Origin of the sequence: Bacteroides acidifaciens, from assembly GCF_903181435.1 — a bacterium.
GTDB lineage: Bacteria > Bacteroidota > Bacteroidia > Bacteroidales > Bacteroidaceae > Bacteroides.
Genome location: NZ_CAEUHO010000004.1, coordinates 1,173,174 through 1,189,199 on the forward strand (window position 1 = coordinate 1,173,174; position 16,026 = coordinate 1,189,199).

A 16,026-nucleotide genomic window follows, 5' to 3' on the forward strand; every position below is an offset into this window, starting at 1 on the left:
CAAAGAACGAATGAATTTCAATTGCATTATTAAAACAGGATTGGTGGCCGTAGCGGCTATGGTTAGTCTGAGCTCTTTCTCTCAAGACCTGATTGCCCGCCAGGCACCGATAGACAAGAAATTAAAATCTGTAGACTCTTTGGCATTGCAAAAGCAAATCCGCACCGAACAGTCCGAATACCCTGCCCTAAGTCTTTATCCTAACTGGAACAACCAGTATGTACATGCTTATGGAAACGCTATTATCCCTGAAACTTACACTATTGACCTGACAGGCTTCCATATGCCGACTCCGAGCACGAAGATTACTTCGCCTTTCGGACCCCGTTGGAGAAGAATGCACAATGGACTTGATTTGAAAGTGAACATCGGGGATACTATTGTGGCAGCTTTTGACGGTAAAGTGCGTATCGTAAAATACGAGCGTAGAGGATATGGTAAATATGTCGTTATCCGTCATGATAATGGATTGGAAACTGTATATGGTCACTTGTCCAAACAATTGGTTGAAGAAAACCAATTAGTGAAAGCCGGAGAAGTAATTGGTTTGGGTGGTAATACAGGCCGCTCTACCGGTTCGCACCTGCATTTTGAAACCCGTTTCTTGGGAATTGCAATCAATCCGGTTTATATGTTCGACTTCCCGAAACAAGATATCGTTGCCGATACTTATACGTTCAGAAAGACAAAAAGCGTGAAACGTGCAGGCTCACATGATACTCAGGTAGCTGATGGCGCAATCCGCTATCATAAGGTGAAGAGTGGAGATACTTTATCACGCATTGCCAAATTGCGTGGAGTGTCAGTCAGCACACTTTGTAAATTGAACCGTATCAAGCCGACTACAACTTTGCGTATCGGACAGGTTTTGCGTTGTTCATAAACTCGCTTGCTTATAAAACAGTAATACAATAGCTTTGGAAGAGGGCACTTTAATATAATTTAGAGTGCCCTCTTTCTGTTTTTACTTAATTATTGTTACCTTTGCGCACTATTTGGAAGAAGATGAAAGATACCAAGCAACAATTTGAACATGTCATCGCTTTGTGCCGTGACTTATTTTCCAAGAAGCTGCACGATTACGGGTCTGCGTGGCGTATCCTGCGTCCGGCTTCTGTAACTGACCAGATTTTTATCAAAGCCAACCGGATCCGTAGTATCGAAACTAAGGGAGTGACCTTGATTGATGAAGGAATCCGTGCTGAATTTATCGCAATTGTCAACTATGGCATTATCGGACTTATCCAGTTGGAGTTGGGTTATGCCGAATCTGCCGATATCAGTAATGAAGAAGCGATGGCTTTATATGATAAATACACTAAAGAAGCATTAGAACTGATGCTTGCCAAAAATCATGACTATGACGAGGCTTGGCGGAGTATGCGTGTCAGCTCTTACACAGACTTGATTTTGATGAAGATATACCGTACCAAGCAGATTGAAAGCTTGTCCGGCAATACATTGGTGTCCGAGGGAATCGACGCCAATTACATGGATATGATAAATTACTCTGTTTTCGGACTCATAAAGATAGAATTTGAAGGATAAGAACCTACATATCATTCAGGGAGTAGTAGCAAATACCGGTCGCTTTCTTTTAGCGGCTTCGTTTATTTTCTCCGGGTTTGTGAAGGCAGTTGATCCGCTGGGTTTCCAGTACAAGATACAGGATTATCTGACAGCATTCGGCATGGCTTCCTGGTTTCCTTCATTTTTCCCTCTGTTGGGGGGCATTACGCTATCCGCCATTGAGTTTTTTGTCGGCATCTCCCTGTTCTTTGGTACGCGGAGAACACTTGCCTCTTCATTGGCGTTGATGCTGATGATTGTCATGACACCGTTGACTCTGTATCTTGCAATCTTCGATCCGGTTTCAGACTGCGGTTGTTTCGGTGATGCCTGGATATTGACGAATTGGGAAACATTCGGTAAGAACGTCATACTGTTGCTTGCAGCAATCGCAGCATTCCGTTACAGAACGATGCTGATTCGCTTTATCAGTGTGAAAATGGAATGGCTGGTTTCCTCATATACACTCTTCTTTGTATTTTCCCTGTCATTCTATTGCTTGGACCGTTTGCCTGTTTTAGACTTTCGCCCCTACAAGATAGGAAAGAATATTCCGGAGGGAATGACAATGCCCGAAGGGGCAAAACCAAGTGTATATGAAAGTATCTTTATCTTAGAGAAGAATGGGGAAAAGAAAGAGTTTACGCTGGATAACTATCCGGACAGTACGTGGACATTTGTCGACACACGTACCAAACTCAAAGAAAAAGGCTATGAACCGCCTATCCATGATTTCTCTATGATGGACCTGCGTACGGGAGACGATATAACGGAAGAGGTATTGACTGATATGGGATATACTTTCCTGTTGGTTGCTCATCGGATTGAAGAAGCGGACGACAGTAATATCGACTTGATTAACGAAATATATGATTACTCGGTGGAACATGGTTATAAGTTCTATTGCCTGACTTCATCACCTGAGGAACAGATAGAACTGTGGAAGGATAAGACCGGAGCGGAATATCCTTTTTGCCAGATGGATGATATAACGTTGAAGACGATGGTACGCTCCAACCCGGGATTGATGTTGATAAAGAACGGGACGATTCTGAATAAATGGAGTGACGAGGATATACCGGATGAATATGTGCTGACCGACAAACTGGAAAATCTGCCGTTGGGACAGAAGAAGATGGTGAGCGACGTCCACACCGTGGGATATGTATTGTTGTGGTTCATCATTCCATTGCTGTTGGTATCGGGAGTGGATGTCCTGGTCGTTCGTCGCAGAGAACGGAAATCCGTTAAATAGTAAAATCGTAAATAAGAAAATAGTAAATTTATTAACCCTTTAAATAAAGAAAACAAAATGAGAAAGAACATTGTTGCAGGAAACTGGAAAATGAACAAAACCCTTCAAGAGGGTATCGCTTTGGCTAAAGAATTGAACGAAGCATTGGCTAACGAAAAGCCTAACTGTGATGTAATCATCTGTACTCCGTTTATCCACTTGGCTTCTGTTACTCCGTTGGTAGACGCTGCTAAGATCGGTGTAGGTGCTGAAAACTGTGCTGATAAAGTATCAGGCGCATATACAGGTGAAGTTTCTGCAGAGATGGTTGCTTCTACCGGTGCGAAATATGTCATCCTGGGTCACTCTGAACGTCGTGCTTACTACGGCGAAACAGTTGCTATCCTCGAAGAAAAAGTAAAATTGGCTTTGGCTAACGGCCTGACTCCGATTTTCTGTATCGGTGAAGTATTGGAAGAACGCGAAGCTAACAAGCAGAATGAAGTGGTAGCTGCTCAGATGGAATCTGTATTCTCTCTGTCTGCTGAAGACTTCTCTAAGATTGTATTGGCTTACGAGCCGGTTTGGGCTATTGGTACAGGAAAAACTGCTTCTCCTGAACAAGCTCAGGAAATCCACGCTTTCATCCGTTCAATCGTAGCTGACAAGTATGGTAAAGAAATCGCAGACAATACTTCTATCCTTTATGGTGGTAGCTGCAAGCCTTCTAACGCTAAAGAACTGTTTGCTAATCCGGACGTTGACGGTGGTTTGATTGGCGGTGCTGCTCTGAAAGTATCTGATTTCAAAGGTATCATTGATGCATTTAACGCATAATTAAAACTTATTTCAGGCACGGATTTCACGGTCCGTGCCTAATATTATTTATAATGAGAAAACTAGCTTTACTTACTTTATTGTTGGTTTTGGCAGGTGTCGGCGTACAAGCACAGAACATTGTCAAAAGCTTGGAACGTACAGTGCCGGGACAGGGGAAAGTGACTATTCATCAAGACCCCCGTATTGGAGCTCTGATTGGTGTGGAGCGTCCTGCGACAGGTGAACATAAAGTAATAAAGGCTTCCGGATACAGGATACAGGCGTATGCGGGTAATAATACCCGTCAGGCGAAGAATGATGCCTATCATGTGGCTTCACGTATCAAAGAGCATTTTCCGGAATTGCCGATATATACTTCCTTCACTCCGCCCCGTTGGCTTTGCCGTGTGGGTGATTTCCGGAGCATTGAAGAAGCGGACGCAATGATGCGTCGGTTGAAAGCTACCGGTGTGTTTAAAGAGGTTTCTATTGTAAGAGACCAGATAAATATCCCTTTATAAATCTATCATGTTAGGAAAAGAAGAAATTATCTCTCCGAATTTGGAAGAGTTGAAAAGTCATTATCACAGTATTATAACTTTGTTGGGTGAGGATGCCGAACGGGAAGGATTGTTGAAAACCCCCGAACGAGTGGCGAAAGCGATGTTGAGTCTGACAAAGGGTTATCATATGGATCCTCACGAAGTGCTTCGGTCTGCTAAATTTCAGGAAGAATATAGCCAGATGGTGATTGTGAAGGACATTGATTTCTTCTCTCTTTGCGAACATCACATGCTGCCGTTCTACGGAAAGGCGCACGTGGCTTATATCCCTAACGGCTATATCACCGGGTTAAGTAAGATTGCCCGTGTAGTCGATATTTTCTCTCACCGTCTGCAAGTGCAGGAACGCATGACGCTGCAAATCAAAGAATGTATTCAGGAAACATTGAATCCATTAGGAGTAATGGTTGTAGTGGAAGCAAAGCATATGTGCATGCAAATGCGCGGTGTGGAAAAACAAAACTCCATTACTACTACTTCAGACTTTACAGGCGCTTTCAATCAGGCAAAGACACGTGAGGAGTTTATGAATCTGATTCAACACGGAACTTTGTAGAGAGACACTTGGAAACGTGATTTCTGTCCGGCACCGGGGGAAGAGAGTGTCCGGCATCGGGGGAAGGATTATCGCAGTACAACCCTATCCCCTAATCGTTTTGCCATAATGTTTTGTACTGTTCTCAGTTCATTATAGCGTTGCATTAACGAATTGCACTTCTCATTATCATGGGCAAGGGCGGGGTCTTGTAAAGCATAGAGCATATGCTTTAACTCTTCCGTTACGATTGCGTATTTGAAGTTAATCATCAGCGTCGGAACCAGTTCGTAAAGCCGTTCTTCATCTGTCACAATCTTCTGTGACTTGGAATGATATTTGCTAAGTTGATAACGTACATTAATTAAGTCCACGCTCAGTTTGCTGATAATCGGATCGGGATGCGCCAGAAAATAGCGTTCTGCAATGAAATTGGGATCATGCATATGTGCGGCAGCTTCCGACAACATTTGGCGGTGCAACGGGTTATGGAAAGCCAAATCATCTTCCTTCAAGTCATTGATAATATATTCTATGACGGTCACAGGGATTTCATTACCCTCTTCGTCAGTCAAGTTGCACATGACTTTCTCACCATGACGGACTACAGCCTGCAATATCAGTCGTTCGAATTTATAGAACTCTTGTCCCTCTTTTCCTTCCTGTGGAATAAATGAAGCATAGTTATCTTCTTGTGGCGGAAAAGGCGTTTCTGTATATCCGGCATCAGCAACCTCCGGTGGCAATGGAACATCACCATCAGGCATGGGGACATTTCCATTTGCTTCGCCTTGCTGACCTTGTTGGGCCATTGAAGCCGTTCTTTGGGCAATCCGGCGGTCGCGTTCAGTCTGTTCAGCCCGTTTCTCCGCTTGTGTTTCCCGTCTTTTGGCAACTTCCGATACCAGCAATTTGTCTTCTACATGCAATAGTTGGGCACATTCTTTGATATAGACATCCCGTACAATCGCTTCCGGTATGACGGAGATGCTTTGTACCAAGTTGCCGATCAACTCTGCCCGTTTGATAGGATCTTTTCCGGCATCTTCCAGCAGCAAGTTGGTCTTGAAGCGGATAAAGTCCGTCTCATGCTCCGATATGAAGGCTTGGAATTCCGTAGAGTTATGTTTGCGGGCAAAAGAGTCCGGGTCGTCGCCATCGGGCAGCAGACAAACTTTGATATTCATGCCTTCTTCAAGCAGCATATCAATGCCTCGGATAGAAGCTTTTATACCTGCAGCGTCACCGTCATAGAGCACAGTCATATTATTGGTGAACCGGTGAATCATACGGATTTGTCCCGGTGTAAGAGCCGTTCCCGAAGAAGCTACCACGTTTTCTATACCGGATTGATGCATGGAAATAACATCCGTATAGCCCTCGACCAAAAAACAACGGTCTTGTTTCACAATCGCCTGTTTGGCGAAGTAGATACCGTATAATTCGTTACTCTTATGGTAAATCTCCGATTCTGGAGAGTTGACATATTTGACTTTTACGCCTTTGGTGGCACTGGCAAGCACACGTCCGCCAAAAGCCACGACTTTGCCGGAAAGAGTATGCACAGGGAAAATGACACGTCCCCAAAAACGATCCCGCAAACGGTGGTCGTCTGTCTCATAGCAAAGTCCGGTTTTGACTAAATACTCTTTCTTATATCCTTTCTGTAACGCTTCTTTGGAGAAAGCATCATGGCTGTCGGTACAGTATCCTAATTGGAATTTCTCGATAATATCATCCCGGAAACCACGGTTGCGGAAGTAGGCCATACCGATGCTGCGTCCGTCTATATGATTTTTCAGTATGTTCTGAAAGTAGTCGCGTGCGAAGTTATTGACAATAAACAGACTTTCGCGTTCACTCTGCACAAACTTCTCTTCATCGCTCAGCTCTCGTTCCTTGATTTCAATATTGTATTTCTTGGCAAGGTATTTCAGTGCTTCGGGATAAGACATCTGCTCGTGCTCCATGATAAAGTGCACTGCGTTTCCACCTTTGCCGCAGGCGAAGCATTTGCAAAGCCCTTTGGCAGGCGAAACGTAAAAAGAAGGTGTCTTGTCACTATGGAATGGACACAAGCCGACGTAGTTGACACCGCGCTTGCGCAGGGTGACAAAGTCCGAGACGACATCCATAATCTGTGCCGCGTCCAATATCCGGTCGATGGTAACTTGATCTATCATTCTTCTTTTCTCCTGTGAATCCGTTTTTGCGAATGCAAAGGTACACATAAAAAAATCCCCTGCAAAGAACTTTTTGCAGGGGATGGTTAAATCTTACCTATATCGGTTGCGGATTATTTAATCTTCTCCCGAATCTTCGTCAGATACTTTTTCATCCCTTCCGCGTCCTTATTCTCGATGATTTCGAGAAGGTTTTTCAGCTCGGTACGGATATTGGCCACTTGTCCCGGAGTACGTGGATTGAACAGGATTTCCTGAAGCAGGTAGTCGTCCTCACTCAGCAGACCTTTGGCGATAGCCATATGTTTCTTGAACGTAGTTCCCGGAGCTTCCTGATGTTTCATTACGGCAGCGAATACGAAAGTCGAGACGAATGGGATGGAGAGTGAGTAGGCCACTGTCTCGTCGTGTTCGTCAAACGTATATTCGAAGATATTCAGTCTCAGCGTCTGATAGAGGTCTTTGAAGAATATCTTTCCCAAATGGTCGCCTTCACTGATGATGATTGCATTTTCGCTGCTCAGGTTGCTGAGACTGGCGAAAGTAGGGCCAAACATCGGGTGGCTGGAAACATAACGGAAGCCACTTTCTTCATAGAACTTCTTCAGTCCTGTTTTTACAGAGGCAATGTCACTAATGATACAGTCTTTGGGCAGTACGGGCAATACTTTGCGGAAAGCATCCAACGTGTACTTTACTGTAACGGCATTGATAACCAGTTCCGGTTCGAATTCCTTAATCTCCTCTAATGTAGTGAAACGATACGTGTTGTAGACAAAACGCAATTGGTGCGGGTTGACGTCATACACGGCCGTCTCATGTTGAAAGCTCAAAATATCAGTAAAGAAGGAGCCCATTTTTCCGGCTCCAAGGATTAATATTCTCATATTCCTATTTGTTTAGTAGCAAGTAGTCAACTATCTGACTACTTATTGATAATTTCCATCTGCTGACGAACAGATTCTTCGTGGATAGCTTCGAAGATTTTCTTCATAAACTCTGCATCCATACCACATTGCTCTCCCTGCATTCCGCGTTTCTCGAGAATTTCATTGTAGCGTCCGGCTTGTAGTATAGTGATGTTGTGCTCTTTCTTGAATGTTCCGATTTCGCGGGCGACACGCATTCTCTTGGCAAGTTCTTGGATGATGTTGTCGTCACATTCGTCAATCTGTTTACGCAACAGGCTCAGGCTTTCTGTAGATTGAGTTTCGGTACGGATAACCAGCAAATTGAGGATATAGTCGAGTACATCGGGAGTAACCTGTTGCGAAGCATCGCTCCAAGCACAATCCGGGTTGCAGTGGCTTTCTACAATCAGACCGTCGAAGTTCAAGTCCATTGCTTGCTGGCAAAGCGGAGCTACCAGTTCACGTTTGCCACCGATATGGCTCGGGTCACAGAAAATAGGCAGTTCGGGGATACGGCGGCGTAGTTCGATAGGAATATGCCATTGAGGAAGATTACGGTAAATCTTCTTATCGTAGCTGCTGAAACCGCGGTGGATAGCACCCAATCGTTTCAAGCCTGCGTTGTTGATACGTTCCAAAGCTCCAATCCATAGTTCAAGATCCGGATTAACAGGATTCTTAACCAATACAGGGATGTCAACACCTTTCAGTGCGTCAGCTATTTCCTGTACGGCGAAAGGATTGGCTGTGGTACGTGCACCTACCCAAAGAATATCAATTCCGGCCTTCAGACATTCGTAAACGTGCTTGGCTGTTGCCACTTCGGTAGAAACATACATTCCCGTTTCTTTCTTCACCTCTTTCAGCCAGGCAAGACCCTCTACGCCGACTCCTTCGAAACCACCCGGTTTGGTACGCGGTTTCCAGATTCCTGCGCGGAATATCTTTTGTCCTTTAGCTGCCAATTGCTTGGCTGTATCCATCACTTGTTCTTCAGTCTCTGCACTACACGGGCCGGCAATGACAATCGGTCTTTTAGCTTCAATGCCCGGTAATAAAATTGATTCGAGTTCCATATTCTTATTTGTTTTTACTTTTATACTTGTTTATTGTAACGACTCTGGTGGGATATAGTTTGATTATCAGTAATCATCTTTGCTCCCGGGCGGTCAGAGCCTTTTGATTCTTTCCAGTGCTTCTGCTAGTTTTGCATCCTTGCAACAGAGGGAGATACGGATATATCTCGCTCCGTTACTGCCGAAAATAAATCCCGGAGTGATGAACACTCTTGCTTCATGCAGTACTTTTTCCGTCAGTTCCTCTACATCCTTGCAGGATGCGGGAATTTTCCCCCAAAGGAACATTCCTACTTGCTTTTCGTCGTAGGTGCATCCCAATGTTCTCATAATCTCACCAGCGAGGTGACGACGGTTGCGGTAGTTTTCGTTATTGCCTTCATACCAGTCTGCTTCTGCTTCCAGAGCTGTTGCGGCTGCCAGTTGCATGGCACGGAACATTCCGCTGTCGATGTTGCTTTTTACTTTCAGTATCCATTGTACAAATTCAGCGTTCGAAGCTAACATTCCGATACGCCAGCCCGGCATATTGTGGCTCTTGCTCATGGAATTGAATTCGATGCAACATTCTTTGGCTCCCGGCACACTCAGAATACTGATCGGCTTTTCGTTCAGGATAAAGCTGTACGGATTATCATTCACAATCACAATATTCTTCCGGCGGGCAAAGTTAACGAGACGTTCATACAGTTCGGGAGTTGCGTTTGCGCCTGTCGGCATATTCGGATAGTTCGTCCACATCAATTTCACGCGGCTTAAATCCATATTCTCCAGTGCTTCAAAGTCGGGCATCCAGCCGTCTTCCTCTTTCAAATCATAATTGATGACTTCCGCACCGAGTATCTTGCTCAAGGAAGTATAAGTAGGGTACCCCGGATTCGGAACCAATACCTGTTCGCCCGGATTGACAAAAGCCAGTGTGACATGAAGAATACCCTCTTTCGAGCCAATCAACGGCTGTATCTCCGTATTCGGATTCAGTTCCACTCCGTACCAGCGTTGATACCAGGCAGCGAAACCTTTGCGGAGTTCGGGGATACCCACATACGGCTGATAACCGTGTCCGTTTGGGTCGTGGGCATTGTTGCACAATGTTTCGATGGTCTTTTCCGAAGGCGGCATATCGGGACTGCCGATACCCAGACTGATAACGTCTTTTCCTTCCGCATTCATCTGTGCTACCTCTTTCAGCTTCTTTGAGAAGTAGTATTCGCTTACACTTGCCAGTCTGTGGGCAGGAGCGATTTTATACGTTTGATTTTCCTTCTGCATATTCGCCTAATAATTTAAGTTCTTTGGTTAATGGAGTGATTGCTGCAATGGATTGCTTATATCTCAGATAATCGTTGAAAGCTACGTCTACGTAAAACTGGTATTCCCATTCACGTCCGATAATCGGCAGCGATTGTATCTTGGTCAGGTTGATATTATAAAAAGACAGGATAGACAATACTTGTGACAGACTGCCTTCCGTATGCGGTAGAGTGAATACCATACTCGCCTTGTTGGTTGCGTTGGCATGATGCTGGCGAAGCTCGTCCACCTGCCAAGGGTCTGCAACGACTAGAAAACGGGTGAAGTTATGCTTATTTGTTTCGATGCCTTCTTGCAGGACTTTCATTCCATAGCGTTCGGCAGCCGCTTTGGAGCAGATAGCGGCGTGTCCTTTCAGATTTCCGTTCTTGATAGCTTCTGCGCTGCGTGCCGTGTCTTCACCTTCCACCACTTTCAGTTGCGGATGCTGGTTCAGGAAATCACGGCACTGCATCAAAGCGATAGGGTGGGAGTTGACTTCCGTCAGGTCTTCCCAACTTTCATCGGGCAGGCAGACGAAGCTGTGCGAGATACGCAGTTTGTATTCACCGATAATCTGCGTGCCGCTTTGTCTCAGCAACTCATTGTTGTGCAGCAAGCTGCCTGCAATCGTATTCTCGATGGCTAGCATTCCGATAACCTGGCTGTCCTTACGTATCGAAGTAAACACGTCTTCGAAGCTGGCACAACAGATTAACTCTATTTCTTCTCCCTCGAAGTACTTGTGTGCGGCGATATCATGATATGAGCCGAGTGTTCCTTGAATTGCTATCTTTTTCATTGTTCTAAATGGTTTATATAAAAAAAATCCCGCGTCCATATTGGAGCGGGATTCATATGATTGATTTCTCTATTCAGTCCTTAAGCATCACTGTCACTTGATACATACAAACTCCCGCTCTACTTTGTTGCTAAAGTAAAAGTAAAAAAAGAAGTAATATGCATAAGTAAATGATCTCATACGAGTCTTTGTTTTTTGCTTTGGTTTTTAATTCTGGGGACAAAAGTAATACTTTTCTGTTAAACGCAAACAAAAAGCGATACTTTTTTTGTTTTCTTGCCTAAAATATATAAAAAGGACACTTAGAAGATACCCGGCAGTGCTTCCGTTTTCGCTCCAAGGTTCTTGAATTCTCCGTTCAGCCCGGCCTCTTCTTTCGGATTCAGTTCCAGTGACTTCTTCATGTCTTCCACGGAGCCGTCTTTATCTCCATTCAACAGTTTGGCACGTCCGCGCTCCTTGTAGGCTTCCGCGAAATTAGGATTCAGTTCGATAGCCTCATCAAACAGGGCGATGGCTTCCGTCAGTTTCTTTTGGTTGATATAAAGTTGGCCCAGATAAAGATATGCCTGTTCGTTGAAAGGGTTTATTTCCGTAACAAGCTGGTAGTCCGCTTCCGCTTCTTCGGCCTGTCCGTTCGCTTCTTTCACTTTTCCACGCAGGAGTATGGCAGTTTCTTCTTCCGGGTTTTGGGCAAGTACGGCGTCTATGTCTTCCATCATTTCGTTGTACTGTCTCAGCTTTAGGAGAGCTTCTGCACGCAGCAGGCGGGCTTCGATAAAATCATCCTTCAATGTGATGGCTTTCGTGAGATGGGCGATGGTCATCAGGTCGTCATTCTGTCCCTGACGGGCTTTTCCCAACAGATAATGTGCTACAGCATTTCCTTCTTCGATGGCAATCGCCTTATTGGCAGCCTCTTCCATCGCTTGATAATCTTCCAGGACAAAGCATACATTTGCCAATGTCAGGAAAGTGTTGGTGATGTGCGGTTCCATTGCAGCCATTTTCTCCAACAGTTCGCGTGCTTTTTCCGTGTCTCCCATTTGGATGTAGAGTTGGCTGAGATATCCCATTGTTTCGAACTCTTCCTCGATGGCAAGAGCTTCAGTGAAACATTTTACGGCATAATCCGGACGTCCCATGCGTTGTGCACGCAGACCGTCATATTTGAAAATCTCGAATCTTTTCTGGTCGTTTTTTTGCTTTTCGCTTTCCGGAGTTTCAGATTTTCCGGAGAAGAAAGATTTAAAAAAGTTCGGCATGATATGTTGTTTTTGAGTTTATCTGCAAATGTAATAACTTATTTTGAAATATGTATTATTCCGTCCTGCATCTTCAATGCACCTTCTTCCAATAAATGATGGATGACTTCCGCCACTTCCTCTTTCTCCGCCGCTATTTGATTGGCTATCTCTGCTGGAGATAGCGGGTTTTGAGTAAGCAGCTCTGTGATTTGCCGTTTCAATTCCTCGAAAGAATCTTCGGATAGAGAATCTGTTGCATGACGGCTGAGGCAGACATCACACTGTCCGCAGTTATGTTCGTTCTTCTCTCCGAAATAGCGGAGCAACATCCGGCTGCGACATACATTGTCTGAAGTGACATACTCTTCCATTGCCTTGATGCGCGCTTCATAGCGGACTTTGCGCTCTTCATAGACCGAAGGCGGGATATGTACGAAACGGAGTTCCTGCCGTTCGCGCGTATATATAATATAAGGTGTCTTTTTGTGAGGAATATAATCCACGATACGGCGTTTGGTCAGTGTCACCAGTATGTTGTAGATTTGCTCGCGTGTCAACCCGGTACGTATGGACAGGGATGCTTCGCTGATATAAGCATAATCCGTGAACACTCCTGTGTACGAACGGAGAATGGTCTGTATCAGTGCTTCCGTTTCCGGTCCCATTTCGCGCAACTTGTACAACTCATCCCGGCGAAGTGTAAACAGGATACGCGAAGCATTGTCTTGCTCGTCCGTATATTCCAGATAACCGGCTTGAGTCAGTATTTTCAGTGCACTGTCCACCGGCACCGGAAAATATTTGAACTTCCGGCAAAACTCTTCGATATTGAATTCGCGGACACACTGGAATCCGTCTCCCATCGCCATCTGATAGTAATACTGCAAATGTTCGTAGACATTGAGTATGTATTCCTTGTCGGGAAAAGTATCTGCTATCCGCTTATGTAGGGTCGTCTTGTCCGATTTGGAATATAAGATGACAGCGTAAGCCTTTTCCCCGTCTCTTCCCGCACGTCCGGCTTCCTGAAAATAGGCTTCGGGCGAATCGGGAAGATCGAGATGCAGTACAATTCGGACATCCGGCTTGTCAATACCCATTCCGAAGGCGTTTGTCGCCACCATTACGCGAACCTCACCATTTTGCCAACGCTTTTGCCGCAGGTCTTTTACGGCATTATCAAGTCCCGCATGATAGAAATCGGCGGTAATGTCTTCGTTTACCAATAGTTCGGTGATTTCTTTAGTCCGTCGCCTGTTGCGTACATAAATAATGGCACTGCCCGGCATCCTTTGTAAGATATGCAATAATTCTTTAGTCTTGTTATCCGTCTTGCGGACGATATATGCCAGGTTCTTCCGCTCGAAGCTCATGCGGAAAACATTCCCTTCATGGAAATTCAGCCGGGCTTGAATGTCTTTTACTACTTCCGGGGTGGCGGTCGCGGTAAGTGCCAACACCGGAACACCCGGCAAAAGTTCCCGTATTTCCGCTATCTTCAAGTAAGCAGGACGGAAATCATATCCCCATTGTGAGATACAGTGGCTCTCGTCCACTGTAATCATGGAGACTTTCATGGAACGGAGTTTGATGCGGAATATTTCCGTATCCAGACGCTCCGGAGAAATATAGAGGAATTTGTAATTGCCGAAGATGCAGTTCTCAAGTGCGGTAATAATCTCCTGCCGTGTCATACCGGAATATACGGCAAGAGCCTTGATACCGCGTTTGCGCAGGTTATGCACCTGGTCTTTCATCAGGGCGATGAGAGGAGTGATGACGATGCAAAGTCCCTCTTGGGCGAGGGCAGGAACCTGAAATGTGATGGACTTGCCGCCACCGGTCGGCATCAGTCCCAGTGTGTCTTTGCCTTCGCCGATACTAGTAATGATCTCTTCCTGCAAATCGCGGAAAGAGTCATATCCCCAGTATTGTCTTAATATCTCCTGATACTTATTCAATCGGTCTTATATCTTCGATTTGAAGTTGCACTTCACCACGTTTGTGGGTATTCTCTTCAATGGTGTAGCAGATGTCGAACGAACGTTTGGTCTTGATATATCGTACGTGCGAACTTTGCCCGAATGCGATACCATTCATCACATTGTTCGATTTATTGTCAACCAGTTCCAGTTTGATATGTTCCTGGTCGCGTCCCACCACTTTACTTGTCCCATAATCATAGACATGATGCGTACAGAAAATGGGCTTTATGTTATCGGGGCCGTACGGATTAAACTTTTTCAAGTCATTGAAGAACTTGGGAGAAATATCCCTGAAGTCAATCTCGGCGTCAATATCAATAACGGCACTGGTTTGCTCCGGCAGGATGTGCTGCGAGACGTATTCTTCGAACCGTTTGGTGAAAGCTTCCACGTTTTCTACTTTCATGGACAATCCGGCAGCATAGGTATGTCCGCCAAAATTCTCCAGCAGGTCACGGCAATGTTCAATAGCCTTGTATACATCAAAACCGGAAACAGAGCGTGCGGAACCAGTTGCCATATCATCCGTCCGGGTCAGTACTACGGCAGGACGATAGTAAACTTCCGTCAGGCGGGAAGCTACGATACCAATCACCCCTTTGTGCCACTCTTCGTTATAAAGCACGATAGAGCGGCGGTCGGCTAACCCGTCCAGGTTGGCGACGATTTTGTTCGCCTCTTCCGTCATGCTTTTATCGAGGTCTTTCCGTGTCTCGTTATACTGATTGATTTGTCCGGCTTTCTCAAGCGCAGCCGAGAAGTCTTTTTCCGTCAACAAGTCCACCGCTTCTTTTCCGTTCTGGATACGTCCCGACGCATTGATGCGCGGCCCGATTTTGAACACAATGTCGCTGACAGTGATTTCTTTTTCGGAAAGTCCACATACGTCGATAATGGCTTTCATCCCGATACTCGGATTACTGTTCAACTGCTTCAGCCCATGAAAAGCCAGAATACGGTTTTCACCCATAATCGGAACGATGTCCGACGCGATACTTACCGCTACGATGTCGAGCAATGGAATCAGATGATGAAACTCGATACCGTTGCTGATAGCGAATGCCTGCATGAATTTGAAACCTACGCCACAGCCCGAAAGATGCGTGTACGGATACGTATTATCCAGACGCTTGGCATTCAGGATAGCTACGGCAGGCGGCAGGATGTCATCCGGCACATGATGGTCACAGATGATAAAATCAATGCCTTTCTCCTTGGCATACGTGATTTCCTCTACTGCCTTTATTCCGCAGTCGAGTACGATAATCAGTCCTACACCGGTTTCGGCGGCATAGTCTACTCCTTTTTTAGAAATGCCATACCCTTCGTCGTAGCGGTCGGGTATGTAATAATCAAGGTTCGAATAGAACTGTTGAATAAACTTGTAGACCAGTGCTACGGCGGTAGTACCGTCTACGTCATAATCTCCATAAATTAGAATACGTTCTTTCTTTCCCATCGCCTTGTTCAGACGTTCTACTGCAATATCCATATCCTTCATCAGGAACGGGTTGTGCAAGTCGGGCAATTGCGGGCGGAAAAACTTCTTGGCATCCGTTGCCTTCGTTATTCCCCGCTGTACCAAAAGTTGTCCAAGTATCGGGCTAATCCCTAATTCCTGGGCCAATGTCTGGCTTGTCTCTGCCTGTTCGGGTGTAATGGGTCGATAATTCCATTTGTGATTCATTTTATATATTGTTTTTTCTTTTTCTGTTCTCAAGGGTTGCGAAAGGCACTTCTTCCCAACGAGGGGTAAAAGTACGAAAAAAACCGGAAGTGGAAGTAGATATGACGAAAATATTTCATGGA

General features: G+C 45.2%; 14 protein-coding genes. 6 read left to right on the top strand and 8 right to left on the bottom strand.

The features are described 5' to 3' along the window. Positions 1-10 precede the first annotated feature (10 nt). From CLIN57ABFB40_RS16485 to folE, 6 genes are all read left to right on the top strand, one after another. A complete protein-coding gene (locus CLIN57ABFB40_RS16485; protein ID WP_175631082.1) occupies positions 11-883 on the top strand; it encodes a peptidoglycan DD-metalloendopeptidase family protein in 873 nt (290 codons plus the stop codon). 122 nt (positions 884-1,005) lie between these two features. Then, a complete protein-coding gene (locus CLIN57ABFB40_RS16490; protein WP_175631083.1) occupies positions 1,006-1,548 on the top strand; it encodes a DUF1599 domain-containing protein in 543 nt (180 codons plus the stop codon). Beyond that, positions 1,538-2,824, top strand: a complete 1,287-nt coding sequence (locus CLIN57ABFB40_RS16495) for a BT_3928 family protein (RefSeq protein ID WP_175631084.1) — start codon at positions 1,538-1,540, stop codon at positions 2,822-2,824. Before CLIN57ABFB40_RS16490 ends, CLIN57ABFB40_RS16495 begins: the two co-directional genes overlap by 11 nt. Positions 2,825-2,881: 57 nt before the next feature. Continuing rightward, positions 2,882-3,640: a triose-phosphate isomerase gene (tpiA, locus tag CLIN57ABFB40_RS16500; protein ID WP_024987416.1), complete on the top strand. Its 759-nt coding sequence runs from the start codon at positions 2,882-2,884 to the stop codon at positions 3,638-3,640. A gap of 53 nt (positions 3,641-3,693) precedes the next feature. Further along, positions 3,694-4,143 (top strand): SPOR domain-containing protein, encoded by a 450-nt coding sequence (locus CLIN57ABFB40_RS16505; RefSeq protein ID WP_175631085.1) that lies wholly within the window; start codon positions 3,694-3,696, stop codon positions 4,141-4,143. A 7-nt stretch (positions 4,144-4,150) separates the two neighbouring features. Continuing rightward, positions 4,151-4,741 carry a GTP cyclohydrolase I FolE gene (gene folE / locus CLIN57ABFB40_RS16510; RefSeq protein ID WP_175631086.1) on the top strand — a complete coding sequence of 197 codons (591 nt, stop codon included), beginning with the start codon at positions 4,151-4,153 and terminating at the stop codon, positions 4,739-4,741. A gap of 68 nt (positions 4,742-4,809) precedes the next feature. Here the strand turns inward: folE and dnaG are convergent, their stop codons facing one another. The 8 genes from dnaG to recJ all read right to left on the bottom strand — a co-directional run bounded on the left by dnaG (position 4,810) and on the right by recJ (position 15,904). Then, positions 4,810-6,903 carry a DNA primase gene (gene dnaG, locus CLIN57ABFB40_RS16515; RefSeq protein ID WP_175631087.1) on the bottom strand — a complete coding sequence of 698 codons (2,094 nt, stop codon included), beginning with the start codon at positions 6,901-6,903 and terminating at the stop codon, positions 4,810-4,812. Positions 6,904-7,016: 113 nt separating this feature from the next. Continuing rightward, the gene (locus CLIN57ABFB40_RS16520) at positions 7,017-7,790 is read right to left on the bottom strand and encodes a prephenate dehydrogenase (protein WP_175631088.1); all 774 of its coding nucleotides are present in this window, start codon (positions 7,788-7,790) and stop codon (positions 7,017-7,019) included. A 38-nt stretch (positions 7,791-7,828) separates the two neighbouring features. Further along, a complete protein-coding gene (locus CLIN57ABFB40_RS16525; protein WP_175631089.1) occupies positions 7,829-8,890 on the bottom strand; it encodes a bifunctional 3-deoxy-7-phosphoheptulonate synthase/chorismate mutase type II in 1,062 nt (353 codons plus the stop codon). 93 nt (positions 8,891-8,983) lie between these two features. Then, the gene (locus CLIN57ABFB40_RS16530) at positions 8,984-10,162 is read right to left on the bottom strand and encodes a pyridoxal phosphate-dependent aminotransferase (RefSeq protein WP_175631090.1); all 1,179 of its coding nucleotides are present in this window, start codon (positions 10,160-10,162) and stop codon (positions 8,984-8,986) included. After that, entirely contained in the window at positions 10,137-10,985 is an 849-nt protein-coding gene (locus CLIN57ABFB40_RS16535) for a prephenate dehydratase (protein WP_167962197.1), read from the bottom strand. The genes CLIN57ABFB40_RS16530 and CLIN57ABFB40_RS16535 overlap by 26 nt, the downstream gene beginning before the upstream one ends. Positions 10,986-11,287: 302 nt before the next feature. Then, positions 11,288-12,250, bottom strand: a complete 963-nt coding sequence (locus CLIN57ABFB40_RS16540) for a tetratricopeptide repeat protein (protein WP_175631091.1) — start codon at positions 12,248-12,250, stop codon at positions 11,288-11,290. A gap of 38 nt (positions 12,251-12,288) precedes the next feature. Further along, complete coding sequence (locus CLIN57ABFB40_RS16545; RefSeq protein WP_175631092.1) at positions 12,289-14,193, bottom strand: ATP-dependent DNA helicase RecQ; 1,905 nt, start codon at positions 14,191-14,193, stop codon at positions 12,289-12,291. After that, complete coding sequence (gene recJ, locus CLIN57ABFB40_RS16550) at positions 14,186-15,904, bottom strand: single-stranded-DNA-specific exonuclease RecJ (protein ID WP_175631093.1); 1,719 nt, start codon at positions 15,902-15,904, stop codon at positions 14,186-14,188. Before recJ ends, CLIN57ABFB40_RS16545 begins: the two co-directional genes overlap by 8 nt. Positions 15,905-16,026: the final 122 nt, after the last annotated feature.